6 protein-coding genes are annotated in these 20,273 nt (G+C 41.7%); 5 read left to right on the top strand and 1 reads right to left on the bottom strand.

Annotated features, from left to right (window positions below; all coding sequences use genetic code 11):
• Positions 1 to 20: 20 nt before the first annotated feature.
• A complete protein-coding gene (locus HCG69_RS07670) occupies positions 21 to 2,621 on the bottom strand; it encodes a fasciclin domain-containing protein (RefSeq protein ID WP_221649560.1) in 2,601 nt (866 codons plus the stop codon).
• A 538-nt stretch (positions 2,622 to 3,159) separates the two neighbouring features.
• On the opposite strand from HCG69_RS07670, the gene HCG69_RS07665 reads away from it, so the two are divergent.
• The 5 genes from HCG69_RS07665 (at position 3,160) to HCG69_RS07645 (ending at position 20,193) form a co-directional block, all read left to right on the top strand.
• Complete coding sequence (locus HCG69_RS07665) at positions 3,160 to 7,209, top strand: hybrid sensor histidine kinase/response regulator transcription factor (RefSeq protein ID WP_221649559.1); 4,050 nt, start codon at positions 3,160 to 3,162, stop codon at positions 7,207 to 7,209.
• Between the two features lie 930 nt (positions 7,210 to 8,139).
• Positions 8,140 to 10,170 (top strand): VCBS repeat-containing protein, encoded by a 2,031-nt coding sequence (locus HCG69_RS07660; protein WP_221649558.1) that lies wholly within the window; start codon positions 8,140 to 8,142, stop codon positions 10,168 to 10,170.
• A gap of 101 nt (positions 10,171 to 10,271) precedes the next feature.
• On the top strand, positions 10,272 to 12,740 hold the full coding sequence (locus HCG69_RS07655; protein WP_255585527.1) for a glycoside hydrolase N-terminal domain-containing protein: 2,469 nt from the start codon (positions 10,272 to 10,274) through the stop codon (positions 12,738 to 12,740).
• Between the two features lie 112 nt (positions 12,741 to 12,852).
• Positions 12,853 to 14,844, top strand: coding sequence for an alpha-galactosidase (locus tag HCG69_RS07650; protein WP_221649557.1), 1,992 nt, complete (start codon positions 12,853 to 12,855; stop codon positions 14,842 to 14,844).
• A 12-nt stretch (positions 14,845 to 14,856) separates the two neighbouring features.
• A complete protein-coding gene (locus tag HCG69_RS07645; RefSeq protein WP_221649556.1) occupies positions 14,857 to 20,193 on the top strand; it encodes an FG-GAP-like repeat-containing protein in 5,337 nt (1,778 codons plus the stop codon).
• The last annotated feature ends 80 nt before the right edge of the window (positions 20,194 to 20,273 follow it).

Below are 20,273 nucleotides of genomic sequence, written 5' to 3'. Positions count from 1 at the left end.
TAGTAGTATTGTTTTTTTGACTATTCAAACCTTAATGCCGTATCAATTAAATGAATAACAGAACGTGAAGAAGCAAGGATTGAAGTTTCCTCACCAGACAGACTGGGAATATTGACAATATAATCACGAGCCATCAGATTGTATACTCCTTCAGTAGTTGTTATCACTTTAGCCTTCAACGGTTGTCCGTCTGAAGTGGTAGCCTGGCACTTAATCTCTAAACTGCCACCTTGGGTATTCAATGTCAACTTATGAAATTTACCACTCGGATTACGTGCAGCCGTTTCAAAGTTCATATTTACCATAGGAGCCTTATCATCTACAAAAGCCAGATTATCCATTAAGTGATATTTGAGAAAATTCAATAGGTAGATTGTTTTTTTCTTCTTTTCGTCATGATCTTCCTCAGCATAAATTTCATCCCAGTCAAATAAGTTAGGGTCTTCTCTGAATGCTTTCTCCAACGCTTCTTTGGTTGGGACAAAAACAGTATAACGGAAATTATTGAACGAATTCACTACATATCCCAAACCTATACTTCCGGAGGTCTTCTTCATATCGAAAATCGGAACAATGTCCTTATCAGACTTAAAATAATTGAATACACGGTCATCCCCTTGCAAAAGGTCAAAAAATGCTTTATACTCATTGTGCTCACCCAATACGTTATATACTGATTTAACAGGATCTTGCAAAACACGGTCTACAAAATAAGTACGTCCGTTATCAGAATCATAACGGCTGGGCATTCCGGTCACTTCATTGATAACAATCGAAGCAGGCTTTACATTCACTTCTATATCTCCGCCACCCTGTATCTGTAAGTTTTTCCCTTCTCCACTGATCTTCAGCATAGTGCCACCTTTGGTAAGTGCATAATTCGTCTTTCCGTCATCAATATAACCCGACATTACATTCTGATCCTTATTACCCACTACGATGTGCATATCAAGAATATCATTCAAACGATTGATGATACTATTTTGATTCTTTACTGTCCGCAAAATAGCTCCCGTTTTATTTCCTGCTGCATCTGCTTTATACACATCGGCAAACACCATGTTATCAGCAGGTACATATCTAAATGACCATATTTCACGATAGCTTACTCCCTTTGCCCAAGCAACCGGATCACGGTAGTTTTGTAAGGCCTCGTCCGTAGGTACAATCAGATTATACATATTTTCGATGGAACGCAGATATAAGAAGAAACGCATAGTTCCATCCTGTATCGCCCAATTCATGATCTGCGTGTGGTCACTTGTCAAAGTAGGTCCGTATACACATTGATAATCAATCGGTGGAAACACCTTATCGGATATGTAAATTACCCCGTTACAACCCAGATAAGTTTTTTTTACATTATCAATAGAGATATCCATTTTAAAGCTCGATTCATCGGTTAGCTTCGGCCATGCGTGAGGCAACGAACTCATAAATGACTTCTTTTGATGATTCTTCAGAAACAGGGCAAGAATCGGAGTCGGAATATCCTCCCAACTTCCATAAGCCTCTTTCAAATAACGCCCTTTATCACTATTGATATACTCATTCATAGCCTTGTCCGTGGGTACAAACATAGCGCCCATATCCATTTCGCTACTATACACATTATTACTTGGATCATAGTACAACAAGCCATAACTTTCCATCCACTTTTCTGCTGGATCCAGTCGGTTTTCTACTGTAAAATAACGTTTTACAAAAATAGAATCTGCATTCGGAAGAACGGCATTGCTAAAACCGTCATAAAAATTATGCACCGCTTTATTAACATTTTCTTCATAATAAGGTGCACTAAATTTGTTTAGTAATTGATTGAACAGATTCGTTTCACCGTTATCCCGAATCAACTGCGACATGTTTTTTGCCGGAAGTATCACATCTTCCATAACATGTATATACCCGTTCTTACAAATAATGTCCTTCTCTATTATTTTTACCCCATTTACATAGACATCTCCATCTTCATAGTTTCTACCATTATTCAATATAGAGAAATCTTCCTTGGTCACTCCCTGTACCATCATGTGCTCCGGTGTAAAATAAACCAAGGGTGACGAACTTTCGTCATCCACCAGATAAATCCCTCCTTTCTCTGAGAAACGATTCCAATAAGAGTTCTCAAATAATCCCTGATCTTTAATAAATGCGATACTGTCAAGATAGGTACTTGCATTGAATTTTCGGAAAGTCTGCCCTGTCGCAGGCCCTTCACCTGACACGGTCAGGTTGGAAAACATACCCGATAGATATGCCATATTGATCATGCTCGAGTTCATGATCATTCTTTTCATCGGCATCGAAAGCATCTCGTAACTTCTAATGCCTTGCGTGTTTGTTTCAAAAAAGCGCTTGAATGCTTCATCCTTTGCCGGGAAAAGAGTTTTACTTCCGGTCTTTTGCAATACATCCTTATAATTAAGGTCATTGATCAGACGAACAAAATAAGTGAATTCGCCACTTTCATTCAAATAATCGTAGATATTGCCTCTTAAGAAATCGGGTTCTTTCTCATCATAATAATAGTCGTCTTTACACGACACAAGGCATAAATAACATAAGCTCACACAAAAAAGCGATAAAGCTATGAATCGCTTTCGATTAAATTTGTTATGCATTTCTTTTATAGTATTAAACGTTTATCAATTATAAACTAAGGATATCGAAATACTGAATCCATAAATGGACTTCACAGAAGTTGGCTTACTAAGTTGCATTTTTCATATAAACAAATTATTATTAGATTAATTTCACAGAACAAAAGTAGGAAGAAATAAAACTCCAATAGAACAAAAAGCCGCCATATACTATAAGAAATGTACACTCACCCACCTTTTTAGGGGTAAAATGGACATTTACACCTAAATTGTATACATTTGTAATATTGATTTATACATTTCATTATTGGGTTTACAAAAGTAAATAACTACCAACAAAGCAAATTCATAATTTTCACCGGAAAACAGATACAACCTGTCAAATAAATCACGATATTTGCAACATCCTTTAGGATTAGCCTCTACAAGGGAAGTTTACCAATCGTTATCTTCAAAAACACTAATGCCTGAGGCTTCGCGTCAGTATACGCCCAACTAATACACTAATAATCAATATATAATATATCTTAACACATCGAGTTAACTTAAATCATATATAATGAATAAAATACGTATTTCATTACTATTCATCTGCAACATTCTCTTTCTGAACGTATATTGTCAGACGCTGGCCAAAAATTACTACGTAACTTCGGCTCAAAATCTGTCTCAAAACAATGTTAAAACAATCATTCAGGATGATAAAGGTTTTATGTGGTTCGGAACGAAAAACGGCCTAAATCGTTTTGATGGAAAGAAAGTGAGAATATACAATTGCTATGATGAAAAGAGAGGTATCGGTAACAATAACATCTCCGCCCTGTTTGAAGATAAGAACAAGAATATATGGGTAGGTACAGACCGTGGTATATATATCTATAACCCCCTGTCCGAAAAGTTCAGACATTTCAACATCACTACAGAAAGCGGAATAGGTATATCCGATTGGGTAGCTCAGATAGCGGAAGACAAAGAACAAAGGATATGGATAATAATACCTAATCAGGGTGTGTTCAGATTTGACATTGATGCCAATAGCCTGTCACACTATCCTTTTATTATTGCAAGCAATCAGGCTTCTAAACACCCACAGTGTATTACAATCCTGAAATCCGGTGAAATATGGGTAGGCACCAATAAAGACGGATTGTATCATTACAATACTAAAACCGATAAATTCGAGCAACATATCGTAGACAGGAATGGTATATCCATCAAAAATGACATGATATACAGTACCTGCGAATACGGTGATTATATTATATTAGGTGTACATGAGGGAGAATTAAAAAAATACGATTACAACAATAACACTTTTTTTGTAGTTAATGCCGCCGACGTTCACCACAAAATTATCAGAGATGTCAAGGTATTCAACAATGAATTATGGGTAGGTACGGAACAGGGTATCTATATAATAGATGAAGATGCCGGCAAAATAGAATTAATCCGTAGTGATCCGATGATAGGTAATAGTCTGACCGACAACAAAATTTACGCTATGTATCAGGATAATGAGAATGGAATATGGATCGGGACTGTATTCGGAGGAGTAAATTACATTCCTTCTCAAACACTGACAATAGACAGGTATCTCCCCAGCCAACAAAAAAATTCTATCGACGGAAGAATTATACGCGATCTGAAAGAAGATCAGAATGGAAAGATATGGGTATGTACCGAAGACAACGGCATATCGGTCTTTGACCCTAAAAAGCAATCTTTTGAAAGAATCACTCCGACAGGAGGTACTCAGTTTATTCCTCAGGCTATTATAGAGAATCAGGACGAGATATGGGTAGGTCTATTCAAAAACGGAATAGATATTCACAATCTGAAAACTAAAACCCGAAAACATCTCAGCCCCGAACAATTGGGTATCGACGAATCAAGTATCTGGGCATTATATCAGGACAGAAAAGGAACAATCTGGTTAGGAAATGGATGGGGAGTTTACTCCAGTGATAAGAATAACCTGAAATTTGAACGCCACAATGAATTCGGATACAACTTCATTTTTGACATATATGAAGATTCAAGAGGCAATATATGGGTTTGTACGATGGGAAATGGAGTGTTTAAGTTAAGAGCAACAGATAAAATAGTTGAGCATTATATTTACAGGCAGGAAGATCCCAATACCATAAGTTCTAACTCAGTGAGTAGCGTTACCGAAGATAGAAAAGGAAATCTTTGGTTTTCAACAGACCGTGGAGGCATATGTAAATATATGAAAGAGACAAATAGTTTCAAGTCTTACTCCAAAAACGAAGGATTACCCGATGACGTTGCCTACAAAATAATAGAAGATAATGAAGGCCTACTATGGTTTGGTACCAATCATGGCATGGTGCGTTTTAATCCCGAGACGGAAGCAATCCAGGTATTTACCGAAAAAGATGGCATTAATAACAATCAATTCAATTATAAATCGGGAATCAGAACCCGGTCCGGAAAATTATATTTCGGATCCATCAACGGATTAATGGCCGTAAATCCAAACAATATTAAACGCCCTCACGTCACAGCTCCACTTTATATTACTAAGTTACTGATATTTAACGAAGAATTAAAAGTAAACGAAAAAGGCTCTCCCCTTACCAACAGTATCATTTACACAGACGAAGTCCATCTGAATCACGACCAGAACAGTATTGGTTTTGAATTTGCTTCACTCAGTTATTCCTCATCAAGTAATTATAAATATTCCTATAAACTGGAGAACTTCGATAAGGACTGGACTATCACAAATGATAACCGCAGTGTATCATATACCAATCTTAGCCCAGGCGATTATTCTTTCCGTGTCAGGGCTACCAATAGCCTGGGTGAATGGGGGGACAATGAAACATCTATCAAAATATTTATCAAAGCCCCCTGGTGGCAAAGTACAATAGCCACCTACTGTTATATCCTCTTCTTTCTAATAGGGGTTATTACCTTTATTTATCTGTATGACCGTACACAGAAAAAACGGTATGCCCAAAAACAGATTCTGGCAGACAACCAACGCGAAAAAGATATATATAATGCTAAAATAGAATTCTTTACTGATATCGCACATGAAATACGAACCCCTCTTATTCTAATCAATGGCCCGCTCGAGGCCATATTGGAAGAGGAGGAAATAGATCCGCCAGCTATCAGAAAAAATATGCGCATCATGGAACAGAATGTGAAACGTCTGCTCGATCTGATCAATCAGCTACTCGATTTCCGTAAAATAGATGAACGCAAATTTATATTAAATCCCACAAATACCAATCTCAACAATCTGGTAACCAAAACCATAAACCGGTTCCAACTCACATTTGAGCAAAAAGAGAAACAACTTACACTTCACATTACTGATAATGTATTGATAGCCAACATAGATCAGGAATCAGTCATTAAAATTATCAGCAATCTGATGAATAATGCACTAAAATACTCAAACAAAACAATTCAGGTAGACTTGTATGCTACAGATGATAATATCGCTCATATACGTGTTATCAATGACGGTACTCCTATTCCGGACAATCTGAGTAAAAAGATATTTGAACCATTTTACCGTACGACAAAGGTATCCAATATCCCCGGAAGTGGAATAGGATTGTCTCTTGCCAGTAATCTGGCAAAACTCAATAATGCCGAATTAATACTTGATACCACTGCCTCCCTGACCACGTTTATTTTATCTATTCCAATCAGCGTCAATGCAGACGGACAACATACAGAGGAAAAGGAGCAGGAAGAGGATAATGAATCTACAACTTTCATCGAACAGAATATTCCTCCAACTGTTATTTCCGACACTGAAGAAGACGAAGAATTGGGAGAAGAAGAACCGAAAATAAAAGAAAACAGCATACTGATAGTTGAAGATGAACCGGAGGTTCGAAGCTATCTATCAGAACGCTTGGAAAAATATTTCAATGTCTACATTGCAACAAATGGGGTTGAAGCACTGAAAGTCTTAAACGAGAAGTACATTAACATCATTCTGAGTGATTTGATGATGCCCGAAATGGATGGTCTGGAACTGTGTCAGAACGTAAAATCAAACGAAGACCTTGCTCAGATACCTTTTGTTCTGCTTACTGCCAAAACGGATATGGATAGTAAAATGAAAAGTCTTGAGATAGGTGCAGATGCATATATCGAAAAACCTACGGCTTTCAACTATCTGTATAAGCATATTAATATGTTGCTTAAAAACCGGGAAAAAGAAAAAAAAGCATTCCTGAACAAACCGTTCTTCCCGGTACAGAAGATGAAAGTGAGTAAAAATGATGAGAAGTTCCTAAACAAAATTATTGAGATAATCAATCATGATCTTGCTAATCCGGAACTAAATGTGAAATATCTTGCTGACAACCTGTATATGAGCCGTTCAGGGCTCCATCGAAAAGTAAAACAGATAACCTCACTCTCCCCTATTGAGTTTATCAAACTAATCAGACTGAAAAAGGCTGCAGAACTGATACAGGAAGGTGAATATCAAATAGCAGAAGTTTGCTTTATGGTAGGAATTAACTCTCCGTCTTATTTCGGTAAGATGTTCTTTCAACAATTTGGTATGACCCCCAAAGAGTTTGCAAAAAGTAGCAAAGCAGGAAAAAGCTAAATAGAAAGGTATAGTTTGTTATAAAACGGTGAATGAGCCACAGTGGATATAACTTATCTGTTGTGACTCATTTACCGTTTTATATTAGCCTTTAAAAACAAAGTAAATTGTATTTAACGAATATCTATATCAGGCTTATTTTTGATAATAGAACAAGCTGCTTTATGTCTTTACCCCTATTTCCTTTTTTCCTTACAACAAACTCAAACTATTTTATTTATCTTTTACACCTATTGTCAATCTTACAGACTTTTATTTCATTTCTCTACGAAGATTGTCTCGATCCTCTACGAGAAACGCCTCGATTGTCGTAGAGAATCGCCCCGTTTCTCGTAGAGGAAAAAAACGGATACTATAACATATTGATTTACAGAATATTAAACAATCATGAATCTGTATCATATTTTCAACACACCAAATTCTGCTTCACCTCTCCTTTTGCGTCATTTTATTTTCTGAAATAACTACAATTCTGAGATTATGCTGAATATAATTCCTATCATATAGCTATTGTCAGCAGTACGATTCAGCACTACAAAAAAAATCACCAATATAAAATTTCACATCAGCGACATGAAGCTAAGGCATACTCTGCATGCTGCCAAAGCGTGCCCTACATACAGGCTCTATAGATCGTACAGAGATATCTATATTAGCTAATTTCATATTCCATACCCATTGAAACATTACTCTAAAATCATTTTATTGATATCCTACATGAAGATTTAACTTTTCAAATACAAGGCAGAATACAACAAAACTCTCACCTAATAACACAAATGTAGAAAACGGGCTACAATATATTCAAACGCCGAAAATTTCTACATTTATTATAGTTATCGATACATTTAGTGACAGTCTAAATGAACTATTACGCTACATTTGTGCATCAGTTTTTGAACTATTAACCAAAAATTAAAATTAAAGATTATGAAGAACATTTTCTCTTTAAAGAAAAGTGCGGTCGCTCTATCACTATTAATGACCTGCGGAGCATCAGCACAAGTAACATTCGATAAAATAATGTCCAGTAACGGAGATAATCCTATGTTACCTTTTACTCACCGTACCGTCCCTGCCGTAGGCGACTTTAACAATGATGATTTTATGGATATCATCATGGGTGGACAAAGTCATAAAGATTACGTTGAAGGCGGTAAGTTTGATGTCGGAGGATGGTTTTGTGCAGCCATTGTAATAAAGAATGACGGGAATGACAATTTTACTATTTCAGCAAAATCCAAACACGAAGCAGGAACAGAGGATAATCCTGACGCTCCGGGAACTCCGGTTGAAGACCTTATCAATCTGCCGATAAGTACAAAGTCCTTCTTCCGTTTCCTTGATTTCAATAATGACGGAAATCTGGACCTTATTATAAGAGGAAAAGGAGAACACAACTTCCTAACCAATGAATCCGAATATTTAATGCTTCTTGAGAATCAGGGACCGGAAAACGGCTACAAATTTAAATTAGTAGAAAATCACGGACTCAACCAAGCACATAATGAAGATTATCTTACAGGTATCTCTATAGGCGATTATGACAGAGACGGCTTTGTTGACGTTTTGCTCATGGGATGTGAAAACAAAGATCAGAGTAACGACCCGGAAAATCCAAACTACGATCCGGAACGCCTTAAAAGACGCTTCGTTGAACTTTACAAGAACAATGGTGGCGACGGAACTTTCACTATACAAAAAATAGCAGAAACCTTCGGAGAAGAGGGTTTGGATGGTAATTTTAAACCGATGAGTCATGGTGACGTTGCTTTTGTAGACATTGACAACGACGGTTGGCTGGATATCTTTTGTACCGGATATGCTGACAATGAAGATGGTAGCATTAGAGAGTCCGGAAAAGAAATCCGAATCTATCAGAATATAGAAGAAGGTACTGCATTCTTGGATGTGACACCGTTTGATAATGATACTTTTCAGGGAGGTTATGATATCACTCTTTTTGTAGAAGACTTGAATGGAGACGGCCTAATGGATCTTATTTTGTTGGGTGATGGTGCACCAACTCCCGGCGGAGGAACAATCTACATGAATGAAGGTGACCTTGTCTTTACCCCGGTAGATATGGAAACTTCAGGTTTCGTACAGGTAAGAGCAGTACCTACTGGTACTTTTGCAGATATGAATCATGACGGAAAACTTGATGCCGCACTTATGGGATATTCAAATAGTTTAGGGTATTTTAGTGGTATCATCTATCAAGGTGACAATAATACATACAACTATGGAGGCGTAAAAGAAGTATTTAACGCTGGCGAACGTCAGGGTGGACTTGTTATTGCCGATTTCTCTAATGACGGTAAATTAGATGCATTCGGAGTGGATGGTAATGCTTCAAATGAAGTTGCTATGTTCAAAAACACATCCGACTTCGTGAACCAAGCTCCTACTGCTCCTACCAATGTTGTCGCCAAAATCGAAAAGGGTATGTTGACTGTAACTTGGGACGACGCTACCGATGATGTAACTCCTGCAGAGGCGTTGTTCTACAATGTTTATGTAAAAAACAACAATACCGGAAAGATTTCAATGATTATCCCAGCCAATCCGGAAACAGGACGTTTGAAAGTGATTACTGACTATCAGACAGGTGTACGCAGCGTATTGAAATCATATTCTGTGAAAGTAGATGCTTCCGAAGGTTATAGCTACACCGTTGGCGTACAGGCCATCGATCAGGCACAAGGTGCAAGTACTTTCACAACTCAATTACTTGGTAAAGATACCGGTATTGCTCAGAACGAAGTAGCCAACAACGTTCGCATCGAAACAGTTAAAGAAGGCTTTATCGTAAGAGCAGACAGTGACCTCGATGTTGAAGTAACCGATATGCTTGGAAGAGTAGTAGCAAAAGATAAAGCAAACAACGTGATTCCAGTTTCTTCAAACGGTATCTATCTGATCACAACCGGAGGACGCACCTATAAAGTAGGTAAATAAGGTAAAATAGATTTTTCAGGATATTATTATAAGAAAAGGAACTGTTTCATTTCAGCTATATTGGGGACAGTTCCTTTTTTCAGTTTCTAAAACCTATTATTATGAGAAAGACACACTATCTGATAGTCGGCATTTTATCTTTAATAAGCATCTCTACACATGCCATCGACTCACAGAAAATAGCTGCTAAGCATCCTATTATTGCAGACAAACCCGTTCCCGGTTTCTTTGAAGGAGCTTTGTTAGGAAACGGTGCCTTGGGAGTGGTAGTAACAACCCGTCCCGATGCCATTTGTCTGCACTTCGGTCATAATAACGTCTGGGACATACGCATTGCCGAAAACAACAAAGAGAAGATAGGTACTTTCGACGAAATTTTCACCAAAGCCCAAACAACTCTCACCGGCTTACCCTCTATTTATCACAGTAGCGAATTCTCGGAATATCTGAAACTGACAGCTGAGAACTACCAAAAGCCCTATCCACGCCCTTTCCCTTGTGGCACACTATTATTGGGATTTGACCGGCGTGAAGTGGAATTATTAGGACACACACTCGATATTGCCAACGGATTGTGTACCGTCCAGTTACTGAAAGACGACAAAAAGATAGCACTAAGGATATTCACCGACATGAATAAAGATCAGGTATGGTTGTCATTAACAGACGATCAAGGAAATCCCATACCCTCTTGTTTTAATCGCATCCGCCTCATAGCCGATCCGTCTACTCCCAATGACATCCCCCATTACCAAATTCGGGAACAAGAAAAGTCTCTCGGTTATTTCCAGCGTTTGCCCTATCTTGAACCACATTTGTATGATATACAGAAAGGGCACGCCAAAGACAAAGCTTTTGCTTTGGATCTCACCACTAACGTGTCCTTACTAAAAGGACAACGTACAACAACATTAGGCATAAAAGAAGATCTGGCGGACATGGAGCGTTATCTGGACACTTCTGAAACTCCTTTTTATGCAATGGTATCTTTAAAAGAAGGACTTGCAGAAGATACTTCACTATTCACATTGCCAAAAGAAAAGATTACTGCCAACAGCTATATTGCTGCCGAAAAAGCCAGCATGCAGAAATGGAGTGAATACTGGAAGTGCTCCGGTGTATCGCTGGCAGATAACGATCTGGAAAAAATATGGTACAGAAACCTCTATTTCCTCAATTGCTCAGTCAAGGCCGGTGTCACATGTCCGGGCATCTTTGCCAATTGGAGCTATGGTAATATAGGGACTGCATGGCATGGCGATTATCACTTAAATTACAACACCCAACAACCGTTTTGGGTAACCTACTCCAGTAATCATCTGGACAAAAACATACCCTATGTAGACTTAGTGCATCATCTGCTACCCGTAAGTCGTGCATGGGCAAAAGAGTATTATAACATGCGCGGAGCTTTTTTCCCACACTCCGCCTACCCGGTAGATATGACTATGCACCCCTATCCCGTACCTGATTGGGGATGGGAAGTGTTTGAGACTCCATGGATGGTACAAGGCCTGTGGTGGCACTATCTTTACTCAGGCGATACTGATTTTCTAAAGGAAAAAGCATTCATCCCCATGAAAGATGCTGTCATGTTCCTGGTAGACTACATGAGCCGTCCGGATGCCAAAGGAGAACAATGGGGAGATCACAAATATCACATCTTTCCTTCGATCCCTCCTGAGTTGTACGGGTTACAACCGGATTTTAAATTCAACTATGACACGCAAATAGACATCGCTCTTAGTAAATTCATATTCAAAGCCTATCTGGAAGCGATTCAGATATTAAAGATCGGGAAACAAGAAAAGAATTTAGCCGGACAAGTAAATAAAATCTTGTCCGGTATGCCTGCCTACCCCACTTATCAATCACCCGAAGATGGAGAAATATATGTATCAGTCCCGGGAGAAACGGACCAGATCGTATATAATGTCCCAGCTAATATGACTCATGTATTCCCCGGCGAAGAATATGGCATGAATGCTCCGGAAGATATAAAACGCCGCTTAGAAAACACATACCGTGCCCACCAAAATGAGGGCGGCAATGACATTGTTTTCGTAAATCTACAAGCAGCCCGCATGGGATTGCTGGACTTAGAGAAATTCAAGCGCCAAGTAAACTATGCCACACTGCCGAATCAGACGGTAACAGATGCTGTATTGCAGATAGGAGGACGTTATAATGACCAGACCGATTACTTTTACATGGGAAACATGGGCATCTGGTTTGAAAATTTCGCCTTGCCGGTGGTAATCAATGAATGCCTGATGCAAAGTTATAACGGAGAGATTGTTTTATTCCCCAACTGGGACTGGAAAAAAGATGCTGCCTTCACTTCCTTACGTGCCAGAGGGGCTTTCCTGATCGACGCTACTTTGAAAAATAAAGAAGTAACCCAAATAAATATAACCAGCGAAAAAGGTAATATGTGCGTCATTTGTAACCCATGGGATGGAAAGAAAGTATCATTGTCACGAAAAGACAAAAAAGAGATATTGTCGGGCAGTAAACTGCGAATCAAAACAGATCCCGGTGAACAATTCGTACTGACAGCAATCGAATAACTCAATTATGAATATCTTCCTTTCAAGAGGAAGAGCTATCAATAGTCAATTTTCAATTAGTATAAACAAGAGGCTGATTACAACAGTCTCGCAATAAAACAATCTTCACAACATGAAAAGCTTTATTAAATATCTCTTTCTAAACTTTCTCGTGGTTGGTTGCCTGTCTTCTTGCAGCAACACGAAAATCAATCTGGATCAGTGGACTTTTGAATACAACAAGCAAAGTAATACCATTGATATTAAAGCTGGCGACAACTATTCCCTGAACGGCTTGTACGCCTCCTTCCTGTACGATGGCGATACAATTACGTCTAAAGATTACACCAAAGTCCGGATGACCACAGAGAAAGTGGAAAATGCTTTCGGGCAAATACCGGTAGTCAAGATCACTTACACCGGAAAAGATCTGCCACAACTGGAACAACAATTTTACCCCATCCCCGGTAAAAACTACTTCCTGACGGAGTTCACACTGAACGGCGAATCAGCCGAAGTGGAATCAAACCTTATGGCCCCAATTAACATAGATGAAATGCCGCAGCTATTGGATAAGGGAACCAATAGAGCTCTGTTCATTCCTTTCGATAACGACAAATGGGTACGCTACCAGTCGCATCCACTCACCTTTGATAAGCTAACCAGTTACGAAGTCACAGCTGTTTTCAATAATGAGAGTAGAAAAGGCTTCGTTGTAGGTTCTATAGAGCACGACAACTGGAAAACAGCCATCGAAATGCAATCCGGAGACGCCAACAATTTAAAATCATTGATCTGCTATGGAGGTGCTGCCGACGAATTGACACGCGACTCCAAGCCACACGGTGCCCTAAAGGGTAAAAGCATTAAATCACCGTTAGTTTTATTCGGACTTTTTGACGATTGGCGCACAGGACTGGAAGAGTATGCCGATGCCAATGCTCTGATAGCATCTCCCAAAGCATGGGACAAAGCAGTACCCTGCGGTTGGAACAGCTGGGGAGTATTGCAGTTCGGGCTTACTTACCCCAAAGCATTGGAAGTTTCGGACTTCTTTAAGAACAATCTTCAAAACAACCACTTCTGCAATGCAGACAATACCGTATATATCGGGCTGGATTCCGGTTGGAACAGTTTCTCAGAGCAAGAACTGACCGCTTTTGTTAACCGTTGCAAAGCAAACGGACAGATTGCCGGTGTATACTGGACTCCTTTCACTGACTGGGGCCGACAGGCTGAAAACGTACTGCATGATGCACCTGCATACAAATATAAAGATGTATACTTGTATGCAAACGGCAAGCCACAGGAACTGGACGGCGCTTATGCCGTAGACCCTACCCATCCGGCAATAGAAGCACAAATGAAGAAAACATCCGAACTCTTCCGCCGTTGTGGTTTTGAATATGTAAAGATGGACTTCATGACGCATGGAGCTATGGAAGCAGATCATTGGTATAACCCCGAAATACAGACAGGTATACAGGGCTATAACTACGGAATGGCTTTACTGAACAAGTACTTTGGTGATATGTATATCAACCTTTCCATCTCACCGATATTCCCAGCTCAGTATGCCCAGTCAAGACGTATTGCCTGCGATGCCTGGAACAAGATAAAAGATACGGAATATACCATGAATGCCGTTTCGTACGGATGGTGGATTGACCGTGTTTACCAATATAATGATGCCGACCACGTGGTGTTGAAGGATGCCACCGAGGGAGAAAATCGTGCAAGAATCACCTCAGCAGTCATCACCGGACTCTACATTGCAGGTGACGACTTTAGCGAAGGCGGCTCAAAAGAAGGTAAGGAACGTGCAACTAAATATCTGACGAACGAAGACGTCAATCTCATTGCCAACGGTGTATCCTTCCGTCCGATAGAGGGCATTGGAACTAATTCCGAGAATCAATTCATAAGACAGGATAATAACACACTTTACTATGTAGTGTTCAATTACGGAGAAGAAGAAATGAGCGTGAATGTACCGCTCGAAAGAATAGGTCTCAATCCTTCAGAGACTCTTAACGCCAAAGAACTTTGGAGTGGAGCAGAGATTGACTTGAGTAAAGCCATTACCATTCCGGGAAAAGATGTGAAACTAATCAGAATTCAATAAAACCCCAATAGCATGAGAACCAAATTCTTATTAACAGCTGTTTGCTGTCTGTCATTTCTCTGTTTCCCAACTCATCCGGTTTGCGCCGCAGATGTAACGGTAGGGAAATGGCGAATCGACATCAACGAAAACAATGCCAAAGTAAATGTATACCACAATAACACGCTCGTAGTCAATGAGAGTAGTTGTGCATTCAAAAACGGAGATAAAGAGTATTTCCAAGACCAACTGAGTGGATATGCGATTCAGACGGCAGAGATAGCCGACCCATTCGGCACAGGGAAAAGAGTAACCGTTACGGCCAACACAACCGATGGTATTACGGTCACTCAGGATTATTACTTATACAATGACTATATACTGACAGAGTTCAGTATCGCATCCGATCAGGAATTAGCATCCAATTATATGGCACCCGTACGAAGCACGACTGAAGTCAGCTTCCTGCCTGCCAATAAAAACAGAGCCTTGTTTGTTCCTTTTGACAACGATGGTTTTGTACGCTTCGGCTCCTATAACTTCAACTCCGAAGAGACAGCTGAGTCTTCTACGAGCTATGAAGTGGGCGGACTCTACAATGACGACACGCGGCAGGGACTGATTCTCGGCTCGGTAGAGCACACCGACTGGAAGACAGGGGTGGTGGCATATACAAGGAACAGCAACGAGGTTACCAATCTGGAAGTATACGGCGGAATAACCTCCGAATTTACCCGTGACACGTATTATAAAAACAGCGGAGACAAGTACACGGACAAAGGGTTCAATAATAACAAGACCAATACCCCTACCCCTCACGGAAAGCTGAGAGGTAAGATCATCAAATCGCCTAAAGTATTCATCGGTTACTTTGCCGATTGGCGCCAAGGTATGGAAACCTTTGGGGATGTAAACGCTATTGTTGCTCCCAAAGCCGTCTGGGACGGTAACAAACCTTTCGGCTGGAACAGCTGGGGAGTGCTGCAAGGAGATGTAAACTATCAGAATGCATCTGAGACGGCCGCTTTCATCAAGAATGAACTGAAAGAGTTCTCCAACGGAGCGAATGATGTGTATATCGGACTGGATGCCGGCGGCGGAAAGCTGGACGACGAAGGAAAGATGGAAGCTTTCATCAGCGAATGCAAAGCGAGAGGACAAAAGGTGGGAGGATACATGAATACGTTCGTTTCCTGGGGAGACGATCCATATGATGTTTGCCTGAAAGCCAATGGAGAATACATCCGCTTCGACGGTGCTTATGCACTCGACCCCACCCACCCTTCAGTACTTTCTGGCATAAAGAACGCCATTGAAAGCCATATAGCCAAAGGGTTTAGCTATGTAAAGATCGACTTTATGTCTCATGGTGCGGTAGAAGCAGACAGTTATTACGATAAGAGCGTACACACCGGTATACAGGCTTACAACAAAGGCATGCAGGAGATATACAAATATGCCGCCGGAAGAATCTACGTCAATCTGTCCATTGCACCCATTTTCCCTGCCCAGTATGCACAGAGCCGTCGCATCAGTTGTGACGCATGGGGCGATATTAACAACACTAAATACGTGTTGAACTGCTTGAGCTACGGCTGGTGGCTCGACCACGTTTATCAGTATAACGATGCTGACCATGTAGTGATCAAGGGTTATTCGGAAGCCGAAAACCGTTCGCGCATCACCTCCTCCATCCTTACGGGTATCTTTATATTGGGAGATGACTTCAGCGACAATTCCAATGCCGCTGTAATCACCGCCAAAGCACGTGCAAAGAAACTCCTCACTAACCCCGAGATCATAAGAATTGCAAGTCAGTGCAAAGCTTTCCGTCCGGTGGATTCTGCTCCGGCCGGAGGAAACCAGGATGCTGCCCGTAGCTTCTATGCCACTGTGGCAGACACCATGTATGTGGCTACATTTAATTATGGCACAATGATCAACCGGGCGATGGATTTCGATCGCCTGGGCTTAGAGCAGGGTACGGAATACGTCGTTCGCGAATTGTGGGGTAATAAGGAATCGATAAAGACCGGTAACTGGACTGAAAGTATACCCACAAGAGATGTGAAGCTATTCAAGATCTATCCCAAGAACCCCACTCCACAGGTTCTGAAAGAAGCTGTCTGGAAGTCAGGTGGCAGTTTTCCTGCCGATTGGGTGATCGACGGACGATTCATCTGGGGAGACTTCAACAATGACGGTTATAAAGATGCCTTCTACATCGCCGGACAAGGCGGTGGTAACATCGGGCTGTATATGAATGACGGTGGTGCTGGTTTTACCCTGCAAGCCACTACCCTGCCCGCCTTGAACTGGGCTTCTGCCGCTGCTATTGATTATGACAACGACGGCAATCTCGATCTGATCATCTCCGGAAGAACCAACGAGGTTTCCGGTAACCGGAAAATCGTAACGCATGTATACCGGAACAACGGTGCACCCGAATACACCTTCTCGGAAGATACGGAACGCAGTGCAGAGCTGATGGGCGTCACCTCCGGCAATGCTGGTGATAATGATCGCCCGGGACGCTTCCTGCAAGTATTCGACTACAATAACGACGGCTGGCAGGATCTGATCCTGACAGGAGTAACAACCGATGGGAGCAGCGTAACCGCTCTTTTCCGTAACAACCAGGGGAAATTTGAACGGATGCCCAATGTGGTGGACGGTAATGACTTCCGGGCAGTGAGTGGAGGATCGGTCCACGTGGGCGATGCAAATCATGACGGATATGCCGATGTCTTCGTTCAGGGATGGAACGGTGATTTCTACGCAGACCTGTATCTGAATCAGAAGAACGGTACTTTCTCCCGTTCGGAAGCACTTTCTCAGCTCTTTACTGCTTCACAGGCAGCAGAGACGGTCTTTGCTGACATCAACGGAGACGGATACGATGACTTTGTCGAAATAAACAGCAACGCTGCCAATCTGTTTATCAACAACCAGGACAATACGTTCACCAAATACGATGAAACGGTGACCGGTTTGACGAAAAGCGGAGCCACAAGCATTACCGCCGGCGATGTGAACAATGACGGACGGACAGACCTGGTGGTTTCCGGTTTCAACATCATGACCAAGATCTACTACAACAACGGCAACAACACGTTCAAAGGCGTGGATGTGCCCAAAGAGGTGACTGCCCGCTCAGGTAACTTAAACTTGGTAGACATCAACGGCGACCGGACCTTAGATCTCTCTAACTTTGGTTATGGTGACGGCTTTACAAGTGCTTATGTGCTGAATGACCTGTCTCAAAACACCCTCCCGGCAAACATTGCTCCCCGAGTTCCGGCTGGCCTGACCGTAACCTATACCGATGGAAAGTTTACACTGGCTTGGGAACCTGCGGCAGATGCCATCACTCCGAGCAATGCCATTCGTTATAACGTCTATGCCAAAGATGAGAACAGCGGCATTGTATACTTCTATTCTCCGGCAGATTTCACTACCGGCAAGCTGAAGACAGGAGGAGCCATCACAACCCTGATCAATCAGAACTCATTTGAATGGAACCTGCCGGATGGTAAATACACGTTCGGTGTACAGTCTGTTGACCAGGCAGACGTTGCCAGCGAATTCCTTACCGTTAAATACCCCGCGTTGAAGGTGGAAGAGGTAGTTTGGACAGTAGGTGGTACGTTCCCCCACTATTTAGAGTCGGGAGATGCCATTTGGGGTGACTTCAACAACGACGGACGAGTAGACATGCTCATCACAGGAGGTAGAGATTCCGGCACGCTGGCACTCTATGAGCAGACTCAAGACGGGAAGTTCAAAAGAGTTCAGAGCGACAATGCCGCCTTGGCAGCAATGTCCCGGTCGAAAGCTATCTTTATAGACTACGACAATGACAACGACCTGGATATCGTGGTGATGGGAAAAGGTTCGAGCGGAACCAGCCTGCCTCTCATTCTTGAAAATACGGGTGCGGAGAATCAGTATGCCTATGTAAAAAACACAACACTCGCTGCCGGATTCCTAAAACACTATTTCTTGAAAGACGAACACAGCGGACGCGGACTGATTGCTTTTGATTACGACAATGACGGTTGGACGGACCTTCTTGTTTCCAGCGATGTACCGTATAACAAAGCTACCGGAACTTCTGCCACTACCCTCTACAAAAACATGGAAGGAAAAGGATTTGTACGCCAGACGACGGTGGTTGACGGAGGAGAGTTCAGACACATCACACAGGGTTCCGTGCACGTAGGTGATGTCAACGGCGACGGTTATCTCGACATTTACAACCAGGGACGCGCGTTTCTGCCTTCAGCCGAAGATGTAGGTTACCTTTACATCAACAATCAAGACGGTACTTTCAAGCAGGTAGCCATGGACGGATTTGTTCCGAAGCCATTCTCTGATGCAGCGTTGGTAGACGTCAACGGCGACGGTTATTCAGATATTGTGGAAGTGAACGAAACAAGCGCCACTCTGTACCTGAACGATAAAAGCGGTAATTTTATCAAAGTCAAGGGTGCCGGCCTTATCAACGGTAAATGTGTTCAGGCTACGGCAGGAGACATCAACAACGATGGTTTCATGGATTTGATTGTGACCGGAGAAGGCATTGTAACCCGTGTTTTCTATAATTACGGAGACAATACATTTGCCTTGGGCGGTGTTCCGTCGGAAATAACAGAAAGATGCGGAGCCATCAACCTGGTGGACATCAACGGAGACGGTACATTGGATGTAGCTTCTTTCGGCTGGCAGAATGACTGGAAAAACGCGTATGCTTTCAATGATCTGAGCAAGAGTCATATTCAGGCAAACGCAGCGCCTGCAGCTCCAACCAATCTGAAAGTGGAGTCGGTGGACGGCAAAGTGATCCTGACATGGAGCAAAGCAACAGACGACCATACGCCGCAAGAGGCACTTCGCTACAATGTGTACGTAAAAAACAATGCCGACAACACTGTATATGCCTATGCACCGACAGATGTTCAAACCGGAGTATTGAAAGTCCGGAACCTGATTCCATTGATCCAGACCAACCGTTTTGAACTGAACGGACTGGCAAGCGGAAAGTATACTTTCGGCGTGCAGGCAGTAGACCAGGCGGACCTGGGAAGTCAGTTTGCCAGCATCAGCGAAGATATTATCACAGGCATCCACTCAATTGCCTTTGACGGGGTAGAAGCCTATGCCAACGCTCAACGACAGATTACCATCAAGAACAACGGGCAAGAACCGGTAGAGTATACCATCTTGTCTGCCAACGGCTTGATGATGTCAGCCGGTGTATGCGCTACGGCTGCCCAACAATCTTCTGCTGTTTTGGAACAAGGCGTCTATATTGTTCGCCTATCCTATGGCAATAACGAAGCATCTACGGTGAAAGTAACGATTCATTAATTAAGAATTCGTTTTTTATATCGGGATCGGTATTTCACCACAGAGTAACACGGAGTTCCACAGAGTTTAAATCTTTATTG

The organism is Bacteroides sp. K03 (assembly GCF_019734355.1).
In the GTDB taxonomy this organism is placed as follows: Bacteria; Bacteroidota; Bacteroidia; order Bacteroidales; family Bacteroidaceae; genus Bacteroides; species Bacteroides nordii.
The sequence above is the reverse complement of the archived record's forward strand: the minus strand, read 5'-3'. Positions and strand labels throughout refer to the sequence as shown.